The organism is Geomonas limicola, from assembly GCF_014193675.1.
In the GTDB taxonomy this organism is placed as follows: Bacteria; Desulfobacterota; Desulfuromonadia; order Geobacterales; family Geobacteraceae; genus Geomonas; species Geomonas limicola.
Window position 1 is genome coordinate 229,826 of sequence record NZ_BLXZ01000008.1, and the last position, 23,142, is coordinate 252,967.

Consider the following 23,142-nt stretch of genomic DNA (forward strand, 5'->3'; position numbering starts at 1 on the left):
CTTTCCACCATGGACTATGACAGCCGATAGGATCTACTTTAAAGGCTTAAACGGGATCAGGGCCATAGCTGCCTTGACGGTCGTGGTGATCCATACCGGCCAGTACCTTTACCTGTTCGACCTGCCACCCTCTCCACGTTACCAGTGGCATTGGCAGAGTTATGCCGTCACGCTCTTCTTCGTTTTGAGCGGGTTCCTGATAACCTACCTCCTGCTTGAAGAGAAAAAACGTACTGCCACGGTTTCCCTGAAGGGGTTCTACCTGAGGCGTATCCTAAGGATATGGCCCCTTTACTACCTTGTTGTCATAGGCGTAGTCGTTGCCGCTGAATTCTTGCCGGCGCTGGCATTTCCGGCCATCTCCCCGAAGCAGCTTGCGCTCTATGCGTTTCTTCTGGCCAACGTGGCCTCTGTTTCGGGTACGGTTGCAACCCCTCTGACTCCTCTTTGGTCCATCGGTGTAGAGGAACAGTTTTACGCCATCTGGCCGGTCATCATCAAAAAGAGTGGGAATGCCCTTCGTGCACTGCTGGGGGTTATCTTCCTGTACCTCGCGGTCAGAGCTGTCTGTACGGTGGCTGGTAGTCAAGCTCTCAACGCCTTGGTTGCCGAGACCAGGATCGACTGCATGGCCATTGGCGGAGTAGGCGCCTTGCTGCTTCGTGAGAAGTCGAAGCTTCTTCCCTACCTCTACTCATATCCCGCGCAAGTTGCTTGTTGGGGGATTTTTCTCTATTCGAGTATCTGGAAGCCGATACACATCATGTCGTCGATCGACCATGAACTCTATTCCGTCATCTTTGCAATTATCATCCTGAACGTCAGTACCAACCCCAGAACACTGGTAAATCTGGAGAATCCCTTCTGCGATTTTCTTGGGAAGATATCGTACGGGCTTTACGTGTACCACATGCCCATCATTTTCCTTTTGCGCACAATTCTGAAGTCTTCTTTCGGCAACCAACCGGCGGCGTGGCTCGTCTATGTCCTGGTTCTGGGCGGAACCATCGTGGCGGCGTACCTGTCGTACCGTTTCTTTGAACTGCCGTTTTTACGCTTAAAGGACCGCTTCAGTATTGTCTTAAGCCAAGGTTTCGCAGTCGGGCACGAGGTGCAGGCGGCTCACAGCCAGTCCGGCTCTACCGGTCCTGTGCCGAAAGATCCCGAAGGGTAGTGCAGCTTTTTTAAGAGAAGTCTTGGCAGGTAACCTAGAAAGGCTCCAACAATGTCACGGTGGCACAAGAAAATCTTGGCAGTCCTCATGCAGTGGGATTACGGCATCGCCGCGCGCGGCATTTCCATCGAGAAATCCAGCTTCTATCCCTGCCTCCAGGACTTGGTAGCCGATGTCGAACCGCTGTGGTACGACGACTACCTCCACAATCCGGGCCCTCTGCAGGAGGTGGTGCTGGCCAAGGCTCGCGAAGTGAAGCCGGATCTGATCCTCTTTGTTCCCTACACGGACCAGTTTTCCCTTGAGACACTCGACACCCTCAGGAAAGAGTTCGCCACCTACTGCTGGTTTGGTGACGACCAGTGGCGCTTTGAAAGCTTTACCTCGCGTTACGCCCCGCATTTTACCCACGTCTCCACCACCGACCCCTGGAGTGTGCCGAAATACCAGGGGCTCGGCATCGAGCCGATTCTTACCCAGTGGGCCGGTCAACCGTTTCTCGCCGATCGCGGGGCACTCAAAGAGGATAAAGCCTTTCGTTACGACGTCTCGTTCATCGGGGCTGCCACCAAGTACCGGAAGTGGTTTGTGGAGAGCCTGGGCAAATGGGGTATCCGGATCGAGTGTTTCGGTCACGGCTGGCCCAATGGGCGTATCGACAACGAGGAGATGGAGACCATCTTCCGGACCAGCCGGATAAATCTCAACATTTCCAATAGTGTCAGCCACGATATCCGCTTCGTCCTGAGCAGTCCCAGAAACCTCTTGCACTACCTGCGCTCCCCCAAGCGGGTGGAGCAGATGAAAGCACGCAATTTCGAGATTCCGCTTGCGGGGGGATTCCAGTTGACCAACTACGTCCCCTGCCTCGAGCGCTACCTCACCATAGGCACTGACGTGGCGGTCTATTCCACCCCGGAGGATTGCAGCGGGCAGATCCGCTACTACCTGGCGCAAGAAGAGGAGAGGATCGCCGTGGCAGAAGCGGGACATGCCAGAGCCTTGTCCGAGCATATCTATAAGCATCGGCTCGAGAGCATACTCGAAGCGATCTGGGGCGCCTCCCCCGAGAAGGCCTGACGTGACCATGACGAGGAAGGCAGCCATAGTCGTCAGCGACTATTACCAGAACAACAATCTCTTCAAGCGCAACGATCCGGCCTACGACCGCGACGATTGTCTCTACTGCTTTTCCAGGTTGAGAGAGAAGCTGGGTGCTGCTGGTATCGAGCTTAATACCTCGGACATCAGCAAGGTTTCCGATGCTGAAATCGTCATCTACAACGACATGCCCCGCGAACTTCCCGAGAAGCTGCCGGGGCAAAAATTCTACTTGCTGGCTCTGGAGAGCATTGCCATCCATCCGGCCAATTTCGAGGTCGCCCGATACGGCAGCTTCGACAAGGTCTTTACCTGGTACGACAACATCGTCGACCGGGACAAGGTGGTCAAGGTCAATTACGCTTTTCTGTTCAAGACCGACTTCGATCTGAGCGGCGGCAACAAGAACAAGCTGGTGTGCCTGATGGCAAATAATAAAAGATCCAGCCACCCGGGCGAGTTGTACACCACGAGAAAAAAGGCCATTGCCTGGTTCGAGGCCCATCACCCGGAGGATTTCGATCTTTTCGGCCAAGGGTGGGATCTGCTCTTTGCCGGGACCAAGCTTGCCGGCGTGATCAGGAGGCTCGGCCTGAAGCGCTTCTTTAGACGTAACCTCCATGCCTGCTACCGGGGAATCGCCCAGGAAAAACTCCCCGTGGTCAGCAGGTACCGTTTCAGTCTCTGCTTCGAAAACGTCAGAGACATTCCGGGGTACATCACGGAGAAAATCTTCGACTGTTTCTTTGCGGGGTGTGTTCCGGTGTACCTGGGGGCCAACAACGTAACCGACTACATCCCCTCGGACTGTTTCATCGACATGCGCCGGTTCAAGGACTTCGCAGCGCTCTACCAGCATCTGGTTGCCATGTCGAACCACGAGTATCTCGGTTACCTGCAGCGCATCAAGGGTTTCCTCACCAGCGAGGCATCGTATGCCTTTACCGGCGATTATTTTGCCGACACGGTAGCTCGGGGTATTGCCGGTGAATAAGAACATCGTCGTCATAACGCTGGGCCGGGTCCTGCAGATGGTGATCGCCCTGATCTCGGTCCGCGTGTTTACCTCGCTGCTGAGCAAGGGAGAGGTAGGCAACATCTACCTGATCAACTCGATGTTCGGCTTTTTCGGGCTGGCACTGATCAACCCGGTGGGATTGTACCTGAACCGCAAGTTGCACCGCTGGGCTGAGGAAGGAGTCATCCTGAGCCGATTCCTGGTCTTCAATGCCTACCTCGCCATCCTCGCGCTCCTCTCGGCAGGGGTGGTTTTTGCCGCCAGTCGCTACGGAAGGGTAGGGGAGACCATCGACCTGCGCCTGCTCGTCCTCTTCCTGATGTTGAGCGTCTACTTCACCACCTGGAACCAGACCATCGTACCGGCGCTGAACCTCTTGAACCACCGCGTGAGCTTCGTGGTCTTTACGCTCCTCACTCTCGGCACCGGTCTCCTTTGTTCGATTCTCCTGGTGCAGTACGAAGCTGCCACTGCGGTCTCCTGGTTGAGCGGGCAACTGGTCGCTCAAGCCGTAGTCGCGGTGGCGGCACTGGTGTATTTCCAGAAGATGGTCCAGGAGAAGGTCAGCCTTGCGGCAGTCCGCCAGGTGACGACGCGCGAAAACCTTTTCAACGTCCTGCACTTCGTATTCCCCCTCGGATGCACCACGTTTTTCATGTGGCTGCAGAACCAGTCGTACCGGATCGTCATCGAGAAGGCCATCGGGACTGAGTTCCTGGCGCTCCTCGGCCTGGGGATCGGACTCGCCTCAAACATGGCGGGAGCCGCAGAATCCCTCATCCAGCAACTCTACCTTCCCGGTTTCTATCGAGACATAAACACGCCTGATCCTGCCCGGCGTACCGCGGCGTGGAACGCCATGGCACAGCTTACCATCCCCGTCTATATCTCTCTCACCATCATGGTTTCCTGTCTGGCCCCGTTCCTGCTCCATATCCTGGCCAGCAAAAAGTTCGGTGACGCGTACATCTTCGTCATATACGGAGCATGGATCGAGTTCTTCCGGATGACGGCAGGAATCCTCACCTCCGTCGCCCACGCCGAGATGCAGACCAAGTACCTGTTGCGCTCCTACTGTTTCGGTGGTCTGGCTGCGGTAGCCGGGACGGTTTGGGCGGCACGCCTTGAGAACTACGCCCAGGCCATACCGCTGGTCCTCGTGGTGAGCGGTCTCATCGCCATGACGGTCATGTACCTCGACATGAGAAAGATCATGCCGATCAAGGTGGGAATCCGCCGTCTGAGGAAATCCATCCTGCTGTCACTGCCGTTTGCCGTTTCGTTGCCTTTCTTTGGTCAGGAACCTACCATGCTTGTGTCTCTGCTCCTGGTAGGCATCTGTGGGTGCTATTTCATCGCGAGCCAGTACTGGTTGGCACGGCCACTTCTTAAGGAGCATGCTCTGTGACGCGTGAAGCTCCTCTCGTCTCCATCTGTGTCCCCAGCTATAATTCTGCGCGTTACCTCAGGTACACGCTCGATTCCATCGTGTGCCAGAGCTACCGCAACATCGAAGTGATCATCTCCGATAACGCTTCGACCGATGGCAGTGTTGCCATCGCCAAAGAGTACGCGGAACGTCACGGCTTCAGGCTCATCGTGAACGAGAAGAATATCGGGGCGGGCAACAACTGGAACCTGCTCATCGGTCAGGCGCGCGGCGAGTTCCTGGCCATTTACCACTCGGACGACGTGTACGGGCCGGAGATCGTGGAACAGTCGGTCGCGGCCCTGCTGCGCGAGCCGCGTGCCGGGCTCGTCGGTACCCTCGCCACGGTGATCGACGAAAACGGAGACGAGGTTTCGCCCATACTGCTGCACCCCGAGGTGCCGGAGTTGCCCTGTTACGGGTTTCCGGAAGTCTTCCGCGCGGTGCTCAGAGATGGCGCGGGACGCATCTTTTTGGTGACGCCGTCCATCATGGTAAGGCGCAGCTGTTATCAGGAGCTGGGGATTCTGGACAACAGCGGGCGGTTTCGTTCTGCCGCTGACTACGAGATGTGGTTCAGGATCGCCGCGCGGCACCCCGTTATCGTGATTCCGCGCCCGCTCATGCGTTACCGGGTGCATCAGGGACAGGGGAGCGAACAGGAGTTGCGGCGCAACGTCGCGCTTCCCGACATCGTCTCGGTACTGGACGCCTATCTCGATGCTGCCGGAGACGATGCCGCTCTTCGCGCCGAATACCGGCGCTATCGTAACCGCGTCTGCTTCAAGACCGCCCTGAAGCAGAACTGCTGCGGCGAGTTCCGTCGCAGCCTCGACACCATCGGGCTCATCGACGGCACGAGCTATGCGGTCGCCGGCGCGGCCCTGGGGTTCGCCAACCGGCTGCACCTCAACCTGCGCATCTGGCCGGCTCGCCCCTGGCCCTGTCGCGTGCCACGGGGGCGGAACTGATGGCTCGGCCGCTCAAGGTCCTCTACCTGCTGCACGATGCGCGGCGCTCCGGCGTGCCGGCCGTCGCCGCGAACTTCATCCGGCTGGCCGCCGGGGTGAACGTCGAGCCGACGGTACTTTTTGCCTACGACGGGATCTATGCCGACGAGCTGCGTGCCGAGGGTGTTCCGGTCCTGACACTCGGTCCGCGCACCCCGCTCTGGTGGCGGGCCAAGAGGTTCCTGCTGAACCGCTACCTTTTGACCCACGGCACGACGTTCGACGTCGTCCACATCCACAGCCTGAAACTGGCCTGGTCGGTGCTGATCGCCAAGGCGCTGGGGCTCAAGGTGGTGTTTCACCTGCACGAATTGCCGCGCCGGGGCGACTGGCTCTTGCAGCGGGCGATCGCGGCGGCGGACGCCGTCGTCTACTGTTCCGAGACCTGCGCGGCCCACTACGCCGGTTATCCCGCACGGCTTAGCCGCACCATCGTCAACGCCATGCACCTCCCGCCGGCTGCGCTGCACCGGGAACCCGCCGGGCGGCTCAAGGTGGTGATGGCGGCTTCGCTCAACAAGAACAAGGGGCAGGACCTTTTGCTCAGGGCGTTCGCCAAGCTTGCCTGCCGGGACGCCGAACTCTGGCTCTACGGCACCACCGGGCTCTCGGCACGCCGCTACGTTCGTGAGTTGCAGGTCTTTGCAGAACAGCACCAGTTGGGCGAGCGCGTCTTCTTCCCAGGTCCCAGCACGGAGGTGTTCCGGGTGTTCGCCGAGGCGAGCGTCGTGGTCCACACCTCGTGGACCGAATCGTTCGGGATGGCCCTGGTCGAGGCACAGTCCTGTGCCGTGCCGGTCATCGCCCACGACCTGGAAGGGATGCGCGAGGTGGTGCTGGATGGCGTCACCGGGTACCTGGTACAGCCCGGTGCTGTCGAAGAGCTCGCGGCGCGGCTCGACGAGCTTTTAGGCGATGCGGCACTGCGCAGTAAGATGGGCGAGGCGGGGCGCGCCATGGTGGAGCGGCGCTTCGACATGACCTCGCGCGTCGCGGAGTACCGGCAGCTGTACGACGAGGTTCTCAACCGATGAAGATCGTGTTCCTGGCACCCTTCGGTATCCGCCCCAAGGGGACGGTAGTGGCCCGCATGCTCCCGCTGGCTGTCGAGCTGCAGCGCCTGGGGCGTGAGGTGGTCATCGTGGCGCCGCCCTACACCAACCCCGAGGACTCCGGCAAGACCGAAATCCTGCGCGGCGTCCGTCTGGTGAACGTGCGACTCCCGGTCGGCGGCAAGGCGCTCGGCGCACCGCTTCTGGCCTGGCGCCTGCTCAAAGCCTCCCTGGCGGAGCGCCCCGACATCGTGCACCTTTTCAAGCCCAAAGGGTACGGCGGGCTTGCTGCCATGCTCATGCTCTGGTTCGGACGGGTCGGCATCCGGATGCCCCGGTTTTTCCTGGACACCGACGACTGGGAAGGGCGCGGCGGCATGAACGATTTGCACCAGTACTCGACGGCCGAGAAACGGCTCTATGCCTTCCAGGAACAGTGGCTGCCGCGCCGCGCGGTCGGCGTCACGGTGGCAAGCCGCATGCTCGAAGGTGCCATCCGCGACATGGGAGTCGAGGCACGCCGGCTTTTGTACCTCCCCAACGGGGTCGAGGACTCAGCCCTAGGCGACGGGGCGAAGGCCCGCCAAAGGTGGGGGATCCCGCCAGAGGTCCCGGTGCTGTTGCTCTACACCCGTTTCTTCGAATTCAGCCAGGAGAAGCTGCACCGGGTTTTTGCCGAGGTGCACCGAAGGGTGCCGCAGGCCCGGCTCCTGGTGGTCGGTAAGGGGCGGCAGAACGAGGAGGAAGAGCTTGAACTGGCGGCTCGCCGGGAAGGCTTTGCCGAGGCGTTGATCCTGGCGGGGTGGGTCGAGGTTGCCGATCTCCCCGACTACCTGGCGGCCGGCGATGTTGCCATCTACCCGTTTGCCGACACCCTGCTGAACCGTGCGAAGTGCCCGGCGAAACTGACGGAACTTTTGCGCTCCCGGGTGCCGGTGGTGGCCGATGCTGTGGGCCAGATCGAGGAGTACATCGAGTCAGGCGCGACGGGGCTGCTCTGCCCGCCCGACGACTGGCAGGATATGGTTGACAAAACCGTCGAGATGCTTGAAAACTCACAGCTGCGCCGGCAGTTCGGCGTGGCTGGACGACAACGGCTTCTGGACCGGTTCAACTGGCAGAATCTGGCCGGTGCCCTGGACAGCTTTTACCGGGAACTCACTGGAAACGCGAACCCTGGTAGCTAAAGAAGAATCACGCAGCGCCCGAACGTCTTATTGTGGAGCTTAAATCAATGACCGAACGTAGAAAAGACCTCCTTTGCCTATCCGCTCTCTTCGTGGTGCTCATGCTTTTCTACGCGAAGATCCTTTTCACGGGGAAGGTGATCAGCGCTCCAGATATCATCAACGAGTCCTACTGGGGATTCGTCTCGCAAAAAAGCGAGCCCTTCTGGGATATCTTCGCCTTCGACAAGGTGCAGGCAGGGTGGAACATCTTCATCAACAGCGGGTTCACCTCGGAAGGTGGCATCTCGCCGATCCATTTCCTTTTCTGGCTCAAGCTCATTCAGTTCGTCTTCCCGCTCCCCTCGGTGGTCGCCTGGCACATCGTGCTGCACCTCTTTTTCGGCGCGACGGGTCTTTTCCTGTTCTGCCGGGCAATCGGCGCCGGCCGGCTGGGCAGCCTCCTCGCCGCGCTCATCTTTGCGATAGCCCCCGAAAACGCCACGCTCATCAATGCCGGGCACGTGATGAAGATCGCCACCATCTCCTACGCCCCCTGGGCCTTCTACGTCCTGGAACGTGGTTTTCTGACCAGGCGGCTGATTTTTTTCCTGGCCACCGGCCTGGTCCTGGCGCTGCAGTTTTTCAACACCCACTGGCAGATCGCCTACTATACCTGCCTGTGCATCGGTATCTACGGCATCGTGCGTTCCCTGATCATCCTGCGCTCGCCGCAGGAGCGGGCCCTGTTCCCGGTCCCCAAGCTCTTCGGAATGAACCTGGTGGTGCTGGTCTTCTTCCTGACCACGGTCTCCGTCGGTTTGTTGCCCTTAGCCAACTGGTCGCAGGACACCAACCGCGGGGTGCAAAGCGGCGCGAACCAGGGTAAAGGGGGGCTCAGCCGCGACGAGGCGATGTCCTGGTCGCTGCCGCCCGAGGAGGTCGGCGCCTTCGTCATTCCCGGTTTCTTCGGCCTTTCCCGTCAGGAAGGGGGAGAAAACCCGAAGAACATCGCCAGCTACTACTGGGGGCGCATGAACTTCACCCAGACGGCGAGCTACATGGGGCTGCTCCCCTGGCTCCTGGTGCCGCTGCCGCTCATCTTCCGCCGCAACCGCTACACCTGGCTGGCGACCGCGGCGATCGTCGGCGGCGTATTCTTCTCGATGGGGAAGTACAGCCTCTTCTATAACCTGCTCTTCGACTACTTCCCCGGGATCAACCGGTTCCGGGTTCCCAAGATGATCATGTTCATCCCGGTCATGGGTCTGGGGGTCCTCTCCGCGTTCGGCCTCGACCTGCTGCTCGATCCGCGTACCAGGGAGACCAGACAGTTCAAGAAATACCTGATCGGGGTGACGGTACTCCCCGTCGCTCTTCTGCTGCTGTTGGGGGCGGAACTGATCGGCAGGGATTTCTGGATCAACCAGTTCATCGACATGCTCTCGCAACCAACCCGCTACCAGCCGCAGAGCGAGCAACTCGTGCTGCAGCGTTGGACGAACCTGGTGACCGAGACCGGACTCGCAGCCGGACTGGCCGCGCTTTTCGCGGCTGTTTTCTGGGCCTATCGGAAAGGGGTGCTCGCGGCGAAGTTCCTCCCCGCGGCGCTGCTGGTCCTGTTCCTGGTCGACGTCGGGAGGATCGACAGCAAGTTCCTCTTCACCATTCCCGTCCCCGAGAAGAACCGGGCGCAAAAAACTCCGGTCATCGAATACCTGATCCAGCACCGTTCGGATCAGTACCGGGTGCTTCCGATGGACGGCAGCGATCCGATGGCGTACGTGGCGCAGAACATACCCGTGATGTTCACCTCGAACGCCGTGCAGCAGCGCCGTTGGCAGGAGTTCCTGGACAACGTCAACATGGCCTCCGCGATGCTGGACCTCCTCAACATCAGGTACCTCGTGATCGGCAGCGAGCAGTTCGCAAAGGAGAAGGCGGCGCTCGGCCCGAAGTTCGTGCCGGTCTTCACCTCCCCCGACGGCAAATCGCTGATCCTGGAGAACCGGACGGTACTTCCCAAGGCGTGGCTGGTGGGAGCGGTGGCCGTGATACAGTCGCCGGAGCAGAGGCTCGGCTACCTGCAGGATCCCGGCTACGACCCGAGCCAGATCGTGATGGTCGAATCGCCCCCTCCCATCCCGCTGGCCAATCCGAATGCACCGGCCGCGGGCGCCCCTGGCACCGTGCAGGTGACCAGGTACCAGGGCGAGCATATCGACCTGAACGCCCTGGTGGCCAGGAACGCGATCCTCGTGTTGGGGGAGAAATACTATAAGGGGTGGCGCGCCACCGTGGACGGCAAGGAAACCGAGATTTACCCGGTGAACCACGTGCTGAGGGGGATCTACCTGACGCCGGGCAATCACAAGGTGGAGTTCAGCTTCGACCCGGCCCCCTTCAAAATCGGCAAGTCGCTGACGCTCGCCTCATTCGCATTGTTTTTCATCATGCTGGGACGCGAGCTCTGGCTGAAGCGAACCGGGAAGCTCAAGGCCTGACCGGGCCAGCTCACTCGCCTGGCTGACGCCCCTGACTACTGACCCTCGGGCACCGACGACGCTCACGTCCCAGGTGCCCTGCCGCCCTTTGCGTCCTCGCTGTGCAAGGGGCTTAGCTTTTCATCTATGAGTACGGAGAACAGGACGTTTGGATCGACACCTTGAGGAATCGGAAACTCTTGACGAACTGACCGGCTACCGGTTGCGCCTCATCCAGCCGCGACACGGCTACCGGTTCTCGGTCGACCCGCTGCTTTTGGCTGACTTCGCGGGGGTGCGGCCGGGGGACCGGGCGGCGGACCTGGGGACCGGCTGTGGAGTTATTCCGCTTCTTTTGGCGCGACTGGAGGAGTCCTGCACGGTGACCGCGATAGAGTTTCAGCCGGTGATGGCGGATATCGCACAGCGGAACGTCGCGCTGAACGGCCTCGAGGAGCGGGTGGAGATCGTTTCCGAGGACGTCGTTTCCCTGAAGTCGCGCTTTCCGGTGGACAGCTTCGACCTGGTAGTGTCGAATCCCCCCTACCGCCGACCCGGCACCGGAAAGGTGAGCCCGCGCGCCGGGCGCGACGACGCTCGGCACGAAACGACCGCCACCCTGGCCGATTTCCTCGCGGCGGCGAAGTACCTGGTAAAACCCTCCGGTCGCATCTGCTTCGTCTACCACACCAGCCGCCTCCCTGAACTGATGGAGCAGGCCGCCCGGCAAAAGCTCGGCATCCTGAGGTTGCGCATGGTGCACGGCAGCGTTTCGGCGCAGGCCAGGATGTTCCTGGTGGAACTGGTCAAGGGGAGAACGGGTGAGCTTAAGGTGGAGGCGCCGTTGTTGGTGCGCGGCGAGGAAGGTGGCTACAGCGAGGAGAAACTGCGAATTTACCGTGGCAAGGACTGCGTGAAACAGGGCGCTGCGCAGGCTACCGAGGTACCTGAGAATCGCGAGCTATTGAGAGAACCTGCCAAGGTTATTTAGATAAAAGATAGCGGTGACTTGCGCATCAGGTTGATTGTGTGGATAATGAGACGCTGCAGCGGAAACCTTGACAGTCCCTAGACCCCAGTCCCCAGTCCCTAATCCCTGCTTTCCCGATCCCTCTTGATGAGGCGCTCGAGGATGCTGCGCAGTTCCGGGTCGGAGATGGTGGCGGTCTGCTCGGTGATCTCGGTCGCTTCGACGTCAGAGAGCTCGCGCCGCTTGGGAACGTGAGGTTTCTTCAGGGTTGGGGGGACGATGCGGCCGGCCTTCATGTAGATCTCGCGTACCATCTCCTGGCCCAGCTGTTCGTTGACCTTGGCAATCAGCTCCTTCTTGAGATAGGTGAGCTGTTGCATCCAGGGCGCGCTGTCCACGGTGACGGTGAGGGTTCCTTCGCGATAGGCAGAGGGCTGGGCGTGCAAGGCGATGCGGTCGCCAACAGCCTGGTCCCAGACCAGCCAGATACGCCCCTCGTAGAGACGCTTCTCGGCAGGGGTGCCGCTCAGAAAAGCCCCGAGCAGGTCCGAGACCGCTGCGGGACGTTTCATTTTCGGGCGCCGGTCACTCGCCAACGCCGTTCCTCTTGCGGTAGATCCGGCCGCCCATGAACTGGCCGGCAACCGATCCTGCGAGCGTGAAGGGGATGTACTGGATGCCCAAGCCTATCTTCAGCCTGGCATAGATGATGAGCGGGATGGAGATGTGGATGTAGAACCACCATCCGGGAGAAAACTTCCGGCAGCCCTGGCGTAGGTATCCCAAGGGAATGTTGACGGCGGCCGCCAGAAGGACGACGACGGCTACTTGTAGGGCTGTCTGCATGAAGGACCTCTTGAACCACGAATATTATGGATTTAATACGGCCTTGTCAATCCGGATCTCGGGGAGGGGGGGCAAGGCAGGTAAAAGGAGCTGGTGTGGTAAACGAAGGCGATTACGTAGTGATTTTTAACTCGATCCATCGCGTGATGGAGGCCGAGAAACTTTTGAAACAGCAGGGACTGGCGATCCTCTTGATCCCGGCACCCAGGGCACTCGCCGCCGATTGCGGTCTGGCCATCCGTTACGCGGAGGAGGTCAGGCCCCAGGTGGAGGCGGCGCTCACCCTGGCGGGGCTCATGCCACGGGAGTCGTTTCGCAAGCAAGGTGAAGAATTCATAAAGATAGAGGGAGCATGATGATGGATCTCGACTGCAGAGGAATGGCCTGCCCGGCGCCGGTTGTTTCGGTGAAACGGGCCTTGGAGACGGCGGATGGCGTACTGCGGGTTTTGCTCGATGACGGCGCGCCGCGGGAGAACGTGCGGCGCTTTGCCGAAGGGCGAGGCTACCAGGTCCAGGAAGATGCGCAGGACGGAGCCTTCGCCCTGACCATCACGGGTGGCGGAGCTGCGCCTGTGGCTGCCCCCCAGGTGGCAGCTGCCAAGACGGGGCACTCAGTGCTGCTGATCGGTACCGACCGTCTGGGGGACGGTCCTGAGGAATTGGGGCGGCTTTTGATGCGCAACTTCATCATCACCCTTTTGGACGTGGCCGAGTTGCCGGACCGGATGTTCTTCATCAACACCGGCGTGCTGCTTGCCGCCGAAGGTTCCGAGGTGCTGGAGGCGCTGGAGAAGCTGGGCAATCGCGGCGTCGAAGTCCTCTCCTGCGGGGTGTGCCTGGACTTCTTCCACAAGAAGGAGCTCTTGAAGGCCGGGGCGGTGACCAACATGTTCACCATCGCCGAAAGCCTGCTGAACGCGCGCTCGGTTGTCAGGTTGTAATTTGGGAAACCAGCCTCTAAACAGGGATGAACGGGATGAAGGGGATAAACCTGAAGCTGAACCCAAGGCTTTACCAGATGAACTTCTGAGATAATGGGAGTAAAGACAACACCGACACCTTTAGAACTGGTTCGGCCTTTAGCGTTAACGTTCGAGGCCGAACCCGCTTGGAAGGTGTGGTTTTTATCCCCTGCATCCCTTTCATCCCTGTTATTGGTTTGGGGTTTGGTTCTGGATATTTTCCTTGACAATAGATGGGTTTATCTACTAGATTGACTCTCTTGCCGCGGGATACCTGTGTCTTTTTGCAGGCTTCCCCTGAGGCTTTTCGGAAAATAGTGCGCTTTTTCGGCACTTTACAGGATATCGATGTTCGCGACTCTCTCTGACAAGCTGGACCTGGTTTTCAAGAAGCTGCGCGGTCAGGCCGTAATGACCGAGGACAACGTCAAGGACGCACTGCGTGAAGTGCGACTGGCGCTCCTCGAGGCCGACGTCAACTTCAAGGTAGTCAAGGACTTCATCGAGCGGGTGCGCGGCCGCGCCGTGGGCACGGAAGTGCTGCAGAGCCTGGCCCCCGGTCAGCAGGTAATCAAGATCGTCCATGACGAACTGGTCCAGCTGATGGGCGGCGCCGAGGACAACTCGCTGGACCTCGCTGCCAAGCCGCCGGTCGCCATCATGATGGTCGGCCTGCAGGGCGCCGGTAAGACGACTTCCTGCGGCAAACTGGCCAGGTTCCTGAAAAGCCAGCGCAAAAAGACGCTGCTGGTTCCGGCCGACGTGTACCGCCCCGCTGCAATCGAGCAGTTGAAGGTGCTGGGACGCCAGCTGGACGTCGAGGTCTTCGACTCCACCGCGGATCAGAAGCCGCTCGACATCTGCCGCAACGCAACCCGCTACGCGACGCTCAACGGCATCGACGTGGTGATCTACGATACCGCCGGCCGCCACCAGATCGACGACTATCTGATGGAGGAGCTGGAAGGGATCCGTGACGAACTCGCTCCGCGCGAGATCCTCTTCGTGGCCGACGCCATGACCGGCCAGGAAGCAGTCAACGTCGCCAGCGGCTTCAACGACCGCCTGGGGATCACCGGCGTGGTGCTCACCAAGCTGGACGGCGACGCCAAGGGTGGCGCAGCGCTCTCCATCAAGGCCGTCACCGGTAAGCCGGTCAAGTTCGTGGGCCTTGGCGAGAAGCTGGACGCGCTGGACGTGTTCCACGCCGACCGCCTGGTGTCCCGTATCCTCGGCATGGGCGACGTCCTTACCCTGATCGAGAAGGCGCAGGCAACCTTCGACCAGCAGGAAGGCGAGAGGCTGCAGCAGAAGCTGAGGAAGAACCAGTTCGACCTGGAAGACTTCCGCGCCCAGCTGCAGCAGATCAAAAAGATGGGCTCGCTGGAATCTATCATGGGCATGATCCCCGGGATGGGGAAGATGATGCGCCAGATGCAGGGCGCCCAGCCGTCTGAGAAGGAGTTGAAGCGCATCGAGGCGATCATCGATTCGATGACCCCCAAGGAGCGCGCCAACCACACCATCATCAACGGCAGCCGCCGCCTGAGGATCGCCAAGGGAAGCGGCACCAGCGTCCAGGAAGTGAACCAGCTCCTGAAGCGCTTCACCGAGGCGCAGAAGGTGGTGAAGCAGTTGCAGAAGATGGGCCCGAAAGGGCTTATGAAAGGGATGAAGGGCATGGGTAAGGGGATGTTCCCCTTCTAAACCCGGCTTTTACTTTTGACACGATAGACGAACCCGAACACCCATACTTACAGAAGTCGCGGATCCAAGATCCGAGAATACCAGGAGGAAGAAATGGCAATAAAGATCAGACTTGCACGTGCGGGCGCCAAGAAGAAACCGTTTTACCAGGTAGTAGTTGCTGACTGCCGCAGCCGCAGGGACGGGCGCTTCATCGAGAACGTCGGTACCTACGACCCGAACAAAAACCCGGCAGCGTACAACCTGGAAGAAGGGAAGACCCTTGAGTGGCTGAAGCAGGGCGCTCAGCCGACCGATACCGTCAAGCAGATCCTGAAGAAGACTGGCATCTGGGAGAAGTTCGTAACTCCGGCTGCCTAGTGTATAACGTCCGGTAAACCGGATATCCCACACTACAGAGGATAGCGACAATGAGAGAACTTGTAGAGACCATCGCGAAAGCACTTGTTGATGATCCCAGCCAGGTCAAAGCTACCGAAGAGATGGAGGAAGACACCAACGTCATCAAGTTGACGGTAGCCAAGGAAGACATGGGACGTATCATCGGCAAGGAGGGACGCACCGCAAAAGCGATCCGCACCCTGTTGAACGCAGTTTCCACAAAGGACAACAAGAAAGCTATCCTGAAGATTGTAGAGTGACGATGTCTCAAAGCAGCAAGCTGTTACTGATCGGTAAAATCCAGGCAACCCAGGGGATCCGGGGGCAACTTCGGGTCATTCCCTTTGCGGGCGATGCCTCGAGCATCTCGCTTCTGGACCACGTGCTGATCAAGGCTCCAAGCGGCGCCCTGGAAAGCTTTCCGATGCGCTCGGCGAAGGCCCACGGCAAGAGGGTGATCCTGACCCTCAGCCAGTTCGACAACATAAACCAGGTGCTGCACCTGGTGGGCCGCGAGATCTACGCGGAACGCGGCCAACTGCCGGAACTCCCCGATGACGAGTTTTACTGGTCGGACCTGCTCGGCCTGGAAGTGGTAAGCCAGGAAGGGGAGGTGTTGGGAGAACTGGTCGATATCATCGAGACCGGCTCCAACGATGTCTACGTGGTACGGTTGGAGGGGCGCGAGGTATTGGTCCCTGCACTGGAGGACGTGGTCCTGTCGGTCGACCTGGAAGCAAACCGCATGACGGTCTCTCTTCCCGAGGGGCTGCTCGATCTATGAAATTCGACATACTGACGCTTTTCCCGGCCATGTTCGAGGGGCCGCTGACGGAGAGTATCCTGAAGCGTGCCTGCGAGAGCGGGCTCATCGAGGTCGCGCTGCACAACATCCGCGACTGGGCGCTCGACAAACACGCCACGGCCGACGACTCCCCCTACGGTGGAGGGGCCGGCATGGTGATGAAGGTGGAACCGCTGGCCGGTGCCATCGAGAGCGTGAAGGAGAAGCACCCCGGTTCCAAGGTGATCCTGACCTCCCCGGGCGGGCGGACCCTGTCCCACGCGGTGGCGCAGGAACTCTCCCGCGAAGAGGGGCTTATCATCATCTGCGGCCGGTACGAAGGGGTTGACGAAAGGGTGAAGAAGCTCTTCGTCGACGAAGAGATCTCCCTGGGGGATTTCGTGATGACCGGCGGGGAGATCGCCGCCATGGCGCTCGTCGACAGCGTGGCGCGGCTGGTGCCGGGGGTACTCGGTTCCGACGACTCCGCACTGTACGACTCCTTCGCCGACGGTCTTTTGGAGTATCCGCAGTACACGCGGCCTCCCGAATTTCGGGGCGAGAAAGTTCCCGACGTGCTCCTGTCCGGCAACCACGCGGTGATCGCCAAGTGGCGCCGCAAGGAGTCCTTGTTAAGAACGCTTGCCTCCCGTCCCGAGCTCCTCGGCCGGATCGAGTTGAGCAAGGCGGACCAGAAACTTTTGGCGGAGGTGAATTCGTGAGCCTCGCCGAACGTTTGAGCATAGCGCTGATCCACTACCCGGTGCTGGACAAGAACCAGGACCTGGTGGCGACGGCAGTAACCAACCTGGACATCCACGACATCGCGAGGTCGGGGCGCACCTTCGGGATAGCGCGCTACTACATCGTGACGCCGGTCCAGGAGCAGAGGAACCTGGTCGACAAGATCAGGACGCACTGGCTGGAGGGTTGGGGATCCACCTATAACCCGAAGCGAAAGATGGCACTGGAATTGATCCAGAGCGAGAATTCGCTGGCCGATGCGCTCGACGACATCGAGAAACGTACCGGGAAAAAGGCCAAGGTCGTGGTGACCGGCGCCGCGGGACGCCCCAACTCGGTGAGCTTCGAGAAGATGAAAGAGATCCTGGCAAGCGATCCCGAGCAGCACTACCTGCTCCTTCTGGGGACCGGCTGGGGGCTCACCGAAGAGGTCTTCAACAAGGGCGATTATGTGCTGGAGCCAATCAGCGGCGGTGGGGACTACAACCACCTTTCGGTGAGAAGCGCGGCAGCCATCATGCTGGATCGGCTCTTCGGTAGATAGAGAGAAGTTCAACTTCAATGGAACGCGGATCAGGCGGATGAACCGCTCGGAGATCAGCTGAATCCGCGTCATCCGCGTTCTATTGAATTCGTGTTTTCCGTTTTTTTACGCAGTCACAAACTTGCAGAATCAGAAGTTCCGATAAGGGAGGAAGTAGAACATGAACAAGATCGACCGTATTGAATTCGAGCAGATGAAGAAGAACATCCCGGTTTTCGTCCCCGGCGACACCGTGAAGGTGCAGGTTAAGATCGTTGAAGGCGACAAAATGCGTATCCAGGCGTTCCAGGGCGTCTGCATCGGCCGTCAGAACGGCGGTATCCGCGAGTCCTTCACCGTGCGCAAAATCTCCAACGGTGTAGGCGTGGAGAGGGTGTTCCCGCTGCACTCGCCGTCCATCGAGGGCATCGAAGTGGTAACCCGTGGCCAGGTACGTCGCGCGAAGCTGTACTACCTGCGCAAACTGCGTGGTAAGGCTTCCAGGATCAAAGAGCGCAAGTACGTGCACGCGGTTAAGTAAGACCAACGTCGAAAAGCCCCGGTCATCCCGACCGGGGCTTTTTTTGTGTGAGTTACCATTCGCTTCAGGAGGGAAGGGTGTCCGATCTTTTCCAGGACAACCAGCCGATCGATCTGCTCTTGCACGAGTCGCAGGCCCAGCGGCGCGGCTATCGCTGCGTGGCCGGCATCGACGAGGCAGGCCGCGGCCCACTGGCCGGTCCCGTGGTCGCAGCTGCGGTAATCCTCCCGGAGGGATTGATACTCCCCGGCGTGAACGACTCCAAGCAGCTCACCCACCTGCAACGTGAAGAACTCTACGACACAATCCGCCGCGAGGCTGTTTCCGTGGGGGTCGGTATCGGTGACCACGAACTGGTGGACCGCATCAACATCCTGCAGGCGACGCTCTCAGCCATGCGCGACGCCATCCTGCAACTCTCTCCCACACCCGACTTCCTGCTCATCGACGGCATCTCTGCGGTTGCCATGAACATCGCCCAGAAAACGGTGAAGAAAGGGGATTCTCTCTCTATCTCCATCGCTGCCGCCTCGATCATCGCCAAGGTGACCCGGGACCGGATGATGGTGCAGTACGACGCGCAGTATCCCGGTTACGGCTTCGCCGAGCACAAGGGGTACGCGGCGGCTTCCCACATGGCCGCCATTGCGAGCCTCGGCCCCTCGCCGATCCACCGCAAGACCTTCCGCGGCGTAAAGGAACATCTCCCCGAAGCAGTTCCGTCTGAAACGGCCGACTCGCTCACCCTCCCAGGCTTCTAATCTTTCCTCCACAATTACATCTACAACGTGATAACTTGCTGCTACACTGTCTGGGGTGAATCGATCAGAACCGTCCGGTGCGGGGTGCTATGCAAGAGAAGCGCGGCAACAGCTCTTTCGGAGAGCAGGGTGAGTCTATAGCTGCTACCTATTTGCAGGGGCAGGGCTTCACCATTGTCGAGCGTAATTTTCGCTGTGTCTGTGGCGAGCTTGATATTATCGCCCGCGAAGGCAGAACGATCGTGTTCATTGAGGTGAAGTGCCGCAACAATGAGAAGTACGGGCCGCCTCAGCTTGCGGTTACCCCGTTCAAACAGCGGCAGATTTCCAAGGCGGCGTTGGTGTGGTTGGCGAAAAAGAAGCTGTATGACGCCGAGGCCCGCTTCGACGTCGTTGCCATAGTGGCCCGGAAAGGTGAGGTGCCGGTGATCGAGCATATCCGTGATGCCTTCGAACTGGCTTACTGAAGACTTATTTGCCACGGTGCCACCAAGCACACGGAGAAAGGCGTTGGGATCAGAGGGTGCGCCAGCCTCTTAAGTAGGGTGGACTTTTACTGTTCTGGTTCGGCCTCTTTCGTCCGCGGAGAAGGCCCAACCGGTAAAAATGTTGGACTGATTTTTTCAGACGTAGCTGCTAGGCAAGGCCCCTGTTGCTGCCGGATACCCGGTTTTCTCCGTGATCTTGGTGGCTTCGTGGCTAATTCTGATTTTAGGGGGGTTATTTATGCAGGTCGTTACCATTCTCTACCGCCTGGCGGTATCGCTCTGGCTTGGCGGTGCGGCGCTCTTTACCTTTATGCTGACCCCGATCCTGTTCCGGTCGGAAAGCCGGGACAGCGCCGGTCGTATCGTCGGTCTGCTGTTCCCCGGCTACTTCCGCTGGGGGCTTGCCTGTGGTGCGGTGGCGCTGATTTGTCGACTGATTCTTTCGGGGAAAGGGACGGTTCTCGCCGGGATCATCCTGGCGGTCATGCTGGCGCTCTGCTCGTTCCAGGCATTTTACATCGAGCCTAAGGCTGCGGCGCTGAAGAAGGAAATCGTCTCCTTTGAGACAACTCCGAAAGATCACCCGCTGCGCCGCGAGTTCTCCAAGCTGCACGGGGTATCGGCGGTGTGCAACCTGGCGGTGATCGGTGGCGGCGTGGTACTGGTCGTCCTTTTTTAAAAACCGATATTGCCACGGAGCCACCAAGCTAAAACCGGCTTTTTTAGGAAAAAGTTTGCCCCTCCCTCATAGGCTATGCTAGTTATTAGAAAAAAATCCCGGAGACGTTCATGGATTTTACTGTTGCCCTGGCCCAGATAAAGCCGAAGCTCGGCTGTCTGGCTGACAACCTGGCCATCGCCGAGGCCGCCATAGAGAAAGGGATCGCGGAGGGCGCCGAGCTCATCGTGTTCCCGGAACTCGCCCTCACCGGTTATTTCCTGAAGGACCTGGTCCCCGATGTCGCTCTCAGGCTCGATGCGCCGGAGCTCCAGAAACTGAAGGATCTGTCGCGGCACATCTCGATTGCCATCGGCCTGGTCGAGGTCACCTCCGATTACCGCTTCTTCAATACCGCGCTCTATCTCGAAGAGGGCGAGATCCGCCACGTGCACCGCAAGGTGTACCTGCCGACCTACGGTCTCTTCGACGAGCAGCGCTACCTGGCACGCGGGGAGCACTTCCGTGCCTTCGACAGCCGCTTCGGCCGGATCGGCATCCTGATCTGCGAGGACATGTGGCACCTCTCCGCGCCTTACATCCTCGCCATGGACGGCGCTACCTCCATCATCTGCCTCTCCTCCAGCCCGGGGCGCGGCATCAGCGACGCCGAAGGGCTTGGCTCCGCCGGTGCTTGGCAGCGGCTCACCTCCACGACGGCAATGTTCCTGAACTGCCGGGTCTTCTACTGCAACCGCGTAGGCTACGAGGACGGCATCAACTTCTGGGGCGGCTCCGAGGTCATCACACCGTCGGGTGACGTGGCAGTGCGCGGTGCGATTCTCGACGAGGACTTCGTGCTGGCCAAGGTCGACGAGGGGGCGCTCAGGCGCGAGAGGATCTTCTCTCCCATGATGCGGGACGAGAACATGATGCTGACCGTGAAGGAGCTGCGGCGCATCGAGCGGGAGAGGGGGTAGCGATGGGCGCGTTATCGGTGAATACCACGCTGTTGCGCAAGATGCTGGTCGGCTTCGTGCGCGACGAGGTGTACAAGGTTGGGGTGAAAAAAGGGGTACTCGGGCTCTCAGGAGGCATCGACTCCGCGCTGGTGGCCTTCATCGCGGCCGAGGCGCTCGGGCCGGAAAACGTCTACGCCTATACCATGCCCTACAAGACCAGTAACCCCGAGAGCGAGGCGCACGCCAAGCTGGTGGCGGACGCGTTGGGGATAAACTACAAGGTCATCGAGATAACCCCGATGGTCGACGCCTATTTCGGGCTGGTGCCGGATGCCGACAACATGAGGCGCGGCAACAAGATGGCCCGCGAGCGCATGACCATCCTGTACGATCACTCTGCCGCGGTGGGCGGCCTGGTGCTGGGGACCAGCAACAAGACCGAACTCCTCCTGGGGTACGGCACGTTGCACGGCGACATGGCCAGCGCCTTGAACCCGATCGGCGACATCTACAAGTCGCAGGTATGGGCACTCTCCGAAGCCATGGGGGTGCCGCACGAGGTGATCGAGAAGAAGCCGTCGGCCGACCTGTGGGCCGGGCAGACCGACGAGCAGGAACTCGGCTTCAGTTACCGCGACGCCGACGAACTGCTCTACCGCATGGTGGACCAGCGCATGACTCGCGAGGAGCTGATTGAGGCGGGTTTTGCCGCCGACTTCATCGATAACGTGCAGCGCAAGGTCCAGGGCTCGCACTTCAAGCGCCGGCTCCCGGTGATCGCCAAGGTTTCCAACCGCACCATCGACCGCGACTTCCGCTACGCGCGGGATTGGGGCAAGTAACGGTAACTTTGCCACGGAGACACGGAGCACACGGAGAAAACCTAACGAAGGGAAAGGCCGAACCGACCTTGTCAGGTACTGCCTTTCCCCTTTTGTTTTAATGTCCCTCTTCGCTTTGAAGTACTCTCCATGACCTCCGTACTTCCGGGGCAAAAAAAGGATTTTATGTCATTTGGAACTCTCTACATCGTAGCCACACCGATTGGCAACCTCGAAGACATCACGCTGCGCGCGCTGCGCATCCTCAAGGAGGCGGACCTGATCGCTGCAGAGGATACCCGCCACACCCGCAAGCTCTTGACGCACTTCGGCATCTCCCGGCCGCTCACCTCGTACTTCGACCACAACAAGGAAGTGAAGGGGAGCTACGTGCTTGATAGGCTGCTCAACGGCCTGAACGTGGCGCTGGTTACCGACGCCGGAACCCCCTGCGTTTCGGATCCGGGGTACCAGCTGACCCGAGACGCGGCTGCTGCCGGCGTCACCGTGGTACCGATCCCCGGCGCCTGCGCCGCCATCACGGCGCTCTCGGCATCCGGCCTACCGTCGGATCTCTTCACCTTTGCCGGATTCCTTTCGAACCGGGCGGGGAGACGGCGCGAGAAGCTGGAGTCGCTGGTGACCCTGCCCGGACTGATCATCTTCTACGAGGCCCCCAAGCGTCTGCTCGCCACGTTGAAGGACATGCTGGAAATCCTGGGGGATCGCGAGATCGTCCTGGCGCGCGAACTCACCAAGCTCTACGAGGAGTTCCTGCGCGGCAAAATCTCTGATGTCATAGCTGAGGCTGAACGGAGGGAGCTGAAAGGTGAGGTGGCGATCCTGGTCGCCCCGAGTACCGAGGAAGCCCTGCCGGATACGCCGCAGATGGAAGAGTTGCTGGCCAAGTATCTGGCCTCGGGAGAGTATTCGCTGAAGGATGCGGTGAAGAAGGTGACCGAGGAAACGGGCCTGCCGAAGAGCACGGTGTACGCCGAGGCGCTGAAGATGAAGCAGGGGCTAGGGGCTGTGGAATGAAGCAGGGATTAGGGATTAGGGACTAGGGAACGGCAAATACAAGATGAGAAAAGGCAGGTCGCCGAAATGGCGCCTGCCTTTTTTGTTGATTTCCAAAGAGGTGAAAGAACAGCCCTAGCCCCTAGCCCCTGCCTTTACGCCAATCTTGCGCCGTTGGGGACCGGGCGCTCTGGGACGGCGAGGACGATGGCGCCGTTTTCGTCGGGGAAGCCGGTTATGAGCACCTCGGAGAAGAATCGGCCGATCTGCTTACGCGGAAAGTTGACGACACCGATCACCTGTTTGCCGACCAGTTCCTCGCGGCTGTAGAGCCTGGTGATCTGGGCGCTGGATTTCCTGATCCCCGCTTCCCCGAAATCCACCCGCAGCTTGTACGCCGGGTTGCGTGCCTCCGGAAACTCCTCCACCTCCAGAATCGTCCCCACCCGCAGTTCCACCCGCTCGAAATCATCCCAGGTTATTTCTGCCATCTCATCTCCCTTTTAGCCCCAGCCTTTCATATCGTCAGATCCTAACGGGTC

At 59.9% G+C, this 23,142-nt stretch carries 27 protein-coding genes; 24 read left to right on the forward strand and 3 right to left on the reverse strand.

Annotated features, from left to right (window positions below):
• Positions 1–16: 16 nt before the first annotated feature.
• The 9 genes from H7688_RS18650 to H7688_RS18690 all read left to right on the forward strand — a co-directional run bounded on the left by H7688_RS18650 (position 17) and on the right by H7688_RS18690 (position 11,424).
• The gene (locus tag H7688_RS18650) at positions 17–1,174 is read left to right on the forward strand and encodes an acyltransferase family protein (protein ID WP_183362723.1); all 1,158 of its coding nucleotides are present in this window, start codon (positions 17–19) and stop codon (positions 1,172–1,174) included.
• A gap of 75 nt (positions 1,175–1,249) precedes the next feature.
• Positions 1,250–2,254 carry a CgeB family protein gene (locus H7688_RS18655; protein WP_183362724.1) on the forward strand — a complete coding sequence of 335 codons (1,005 nt, stop codon included), beginning with the start codon at positions 1,250–1,252 and terminating at the stop codon, positions 2,252–2,254.
• Between the two features lie 7 nt (positions 2,255–2,261).
• The gene (locus H7688_RS18660) at positions 2,262–3,269 is read left to right on the forward strand and encodes a glycosyltransferase family 10 domain-containing protein (RefSeq protein ID WP_246329888.1); all 1,008 of its coding nucleotides are present in this window, start codon (positions 2,262–2,264) and stop codon (positions 3,267–3,269) included.
• Positions 3,262–4,701: a lipopolysaccharide biosynthesis protein gene (locus tag H7688_RS18665; protein WP_183362726.1), complete on the forward strand. Its 1,440-nt coding sequence runs from the start codon at positions 3,262–3,264 to the stop codon at positions 4,699–4,701. Before H7688_RS18660 ends, H7688_RS18665 begins: the two co-directional genes overlap by 8 nt.
• Complete coding sequence (locus H7688_RS18670; RefSeq protein ID WP_183362727.1) at positions 4,698–5,693, forward strand: glycosyltransferase; 996 nt, start codon at positions 4,698–4,700, stop codon at positions 5,691–5,693. The genes H7688_RS18665 and H7688_RS18670 overlap by 4 nt, the downstream gene beginning before the upstream one ends.
• Positions 5,693–6,766, forward strand: coding sequence for a glycosyltransferase family 4 protein (locus H7688_RS18675; RefSeq protein ID WP_183362728.1), 1,074 nt, complete (start codon positions 5,693–5,695; stop codon positions 6,764–6,766). Before H7688_RS18670 ends, H7688_RS18675 begins: the two co-directional genes overlap by 1 nt.
• A complete protein-coding gene (locus H7688_RS18680; protein WP_183362729.1) occupies positions 6,763–7,971 on the forward strand; it encodes a glycosyltransferase family 4 protein in 1,209 nt (402 codons plus the stop codon). The genes H7688_RS18675 and H7688_RS18680 overlap by 4 nt, the downstream gene beginning before the upstream one ends.
• A 47-nt stretch (positions 7,972–8,018) precedes the next feature.
• Positions 8,019–10,454: a YfhO family protein gene (locus H7688_RS18685; protein ID WP_183362730.1), complete on the forward strand. Its 2,436-nt coding sequence runs from the start codon at positions 8,019–8,021 to the stop codon at positions 10,452–10,454.
• Between the two features lie 148 nt (positions 10,455–10,602).
• Complete coding sequence (locus tag H7688_RS18690; RefSeq protein ID WP_183362731.1) at positions 10,603–11,424, forward strand: tRNA1(Val) (adenine(37)-N6)-methyltransferase; 822 nt, start codon at positions 10,603–10,605, stop codon at positions 11,422–11,424.
• 98 nt (positions 11,425–11,522) lie between these two features.
• Here H7688_RS18690 and H7688_RS18695 read toward each other — a convergent pair whose 3' ends face one another.
• Together H7688_RS18695 and H7688_RS18700 are read right to left on the reverse strand one after the other, a co-directional pair.
• Entirely contained in the window at positions 11,523–11,975 is a 453-nt protein-coding gene (locus H7688_RS18695; RefSeq protein WP_183362732.1) for a DciA family protein, read from the reverse strand.
• A gap of 13 nt (positions 11,976–11,988) precedes the next feature.
• The gene (locus H7688_RS18700) at positions 11,989–12,249 is read right to left on the reverse strand and encodes a hypothetical protein (RefSeq protein WP_183362733.1); all 261 of its coding nucleotides are present in this window, start codon (positions 12,247–12,249) and stop codon (positions 11,989–11,991) included.
• A 95-nt stretch (positions 12,250–12,344) separates the two neighbouring features.
• On the opposite strand from H7688_RS18700, the gene H7688_RS18705 reads away from it, so the two are divergent.
• From H7688_RS18705 to rsmI, 15 genes are all read left to right on the forward strand, one after another.
• Complete coding sequence (locus H7688_RS18705) at positions 12,345–12,605, forward strand: putative Se/S carrier protein (RefSeq protein ID WP_183362734.1); 261 nt, start codon at positions 12,345–12,347, stop codon at positions 12,603–12,605.
• A complete protein-coding gene (gene yedF, locus H7688_RS18710; protein ID WP_183362806.1) occupies positions 12,605–13,192 on the forward strand; it encodes a sulfurtransferase-like selenium metabolism protein YedF in 588 nt (195 codons plus the stop codon). The genes H7688_RS18705 and yedF overlap by 1 nt, the downstream gene beginning before the upstream one ends.
• 369 nt (positions 13,193–13,561) lie before the next feature.
• Positions 13,562–14,920: a signal recognition particle protein gene (gene ffh, locus H7688_RS18715; protein ID WP_183362735.1), complete on the forward strand. Its 1,359-nt coding sequence runs from the start codon at positions 13,562–13,564 to the stop codon at positions 14,918–14,920.
• Positions 14,921–15,013: 93 nt separating this feature from the next.
• Positions 15,014–15,280 (forward strand): 30S ribosomal protein S16, encoded by a 267-nt coding sequence (gene rpsP / locus H7688_RS18720; RefSeq protein ID WP_183362736.1) that lies wholly within the window; start codon positions 15,014–15,016, stop codon positions 15,278–15,280.
• A 50-nt stretch (positions 15,281–15,330) separates the two neighbouring features.
• Positions 15,331–15,561 (forward strand): KH domain-containing protein, encoded by a 231-nt coding sequence (locus H7688_RS18725; RefSeq protein ID WP_183362737.1) that lies wholly within the window; start codon positions 15,331–15,333, stop codon positions 15,559–15,561.
• Between the two features lie 2 nt (positions 15,562–15,563).
• Positions 15,564–16,085: a ribosome maturation factor RimM gene (gene rimM, locus H7688_RS18730; RefSeq protein WP_183362738.1), complete on the forward strand. Its 522-nt coding sequence runs from the start codon at positions 15,564–15,566 to the stop codon at positions 16,083–16,085.
• The gene (gene trmD / locus H7688_RS18735) at positions 16,082–16,807 is read left to right on the forward strand and encodes a tRNA (guanosine(37)-N1)-methyltransferase TrmD (protein WP_183362739.1); all 726 of its coding nucleotides are present in this window, start codon (positions 16,082–16,084) and stop codon (positions 16,805–16,807) included. Before rimM ends, trmD begins: the two co-directional genes overlap by 4 nt.
• Positions 16,804–17,373, forward strand: coding sequence for an RNA methyltransferase (locus H7688_RS18740; RefSeq protein WP_183362740.1), 570 nt, complete (start codon positions 16,804–16,806; stop codon positions 17,371–17,373). Before trmD ends, H7688_RS18740 begins: the two co-directional genes overlap by 4 nt.
• 160 nt (positions 17,374–17,533) lie before the next feature.
• The gene (gene rplS / locus H7688_RS18745) at positions 17,534–17,893 is read left to right on the forward strand and encodes a 50S ribosomal protein L19 (RefSeq protein WP_183362741.1); all 360 of its coding nucleotides are present in this window, start codon (positions 17,534–17,536) and stop codon (positions 17,891–17,893) included.
• 77 nt (positions 17,894–17,970) lie between these two features.
• A complete protein-coding gene (gene rnhB / locus H7688_RS18750) occupies positions 17,971–18,654 on the forward strand; it encodes a ribonuclease HII (RefSeq protein ID WP_183362742.1) in 684 nt (227 codons plus the stop codon).
• An 89-nt stretch (positions 18,655–18,743) separates the two neighbouring features.
• Positions 18,744–19,121 carry a YraN family protein gene (locus H7688_RS18755; protein ID WP_183362743.1) on the forward strand — a complete coding sequence of 126 codons (378 nt, stop codon included), beginning with the start codon at positions 18,744–18,746 and terminating at the stop codon, positions 19,119–19,121.
• Between the two features lie 259 nt (positions 19,122–19,380).
• The gene (locus tag H7688_RS18760) at positions 19,381–19,821 is read left to right on the forward strand and encodes a DUF4149 domain-containing protein (protein WP_183362744.1); all 441 of its coding nucleotides are present in this window, start codon (positions 19,381–19,383) and stop codon (positions 19,819–19,821) included.
• Between the two features lie 110 nt (positions 19,822–19,931).
• Complete coding sequence (locus tag H7688_RS18765; protein WP_183362745.1) at positions 19,932–20,780, forward strand: nitrilase-related carbon-nitrogen hydrolase; 849 nt, start codon at positions 19,932–19,934, stop codon at positions 20,778–20,780.
• A 2-nt stretch (positions 20,781–20,782) separates the two neighbouring features.
• Positions 20,783–21,604: an NAD+ synthase gene (locus tag H7688_RS18770; RefSeq protein ID WP_183362746.1), complete on the forward strand. Its 822-nt coding sequence runs from the start codon at positions 20,783–20,785 to the stop codon at positions 21,602–21,604.
• Between the two features lie 165 nt (positions 21,605–21,769).
• Entirely contained in the window at positions 21,770–22,621 is an 852-nt protein-coding gene (gene rsmI, locus H7688_RS18775) for a 16S rRNA (cytidine(1402)-2'-O)-methyltransferase (protein ID WP_183362747.1), read from the forward strand.
• Between the two features lie 134 nt (positions 22,622–22,755).
• On the opposite strand, the gene H7688_RS18780 is transcribed toward rsmI, so the two are convergent.
• On the reverse strand, positions 22,756–23,091 hold the full coding sequence (locus tag H7688_RS18780; RefSeq protein WP_183362748.1) for a tRNA-binding protein: 336 nt from the start codon (positions 23,089–23,091) through the stop codon (positions 22,756–22,758).
• Positions 23,092–23,142: the final 51 nt, after the last annotated feature.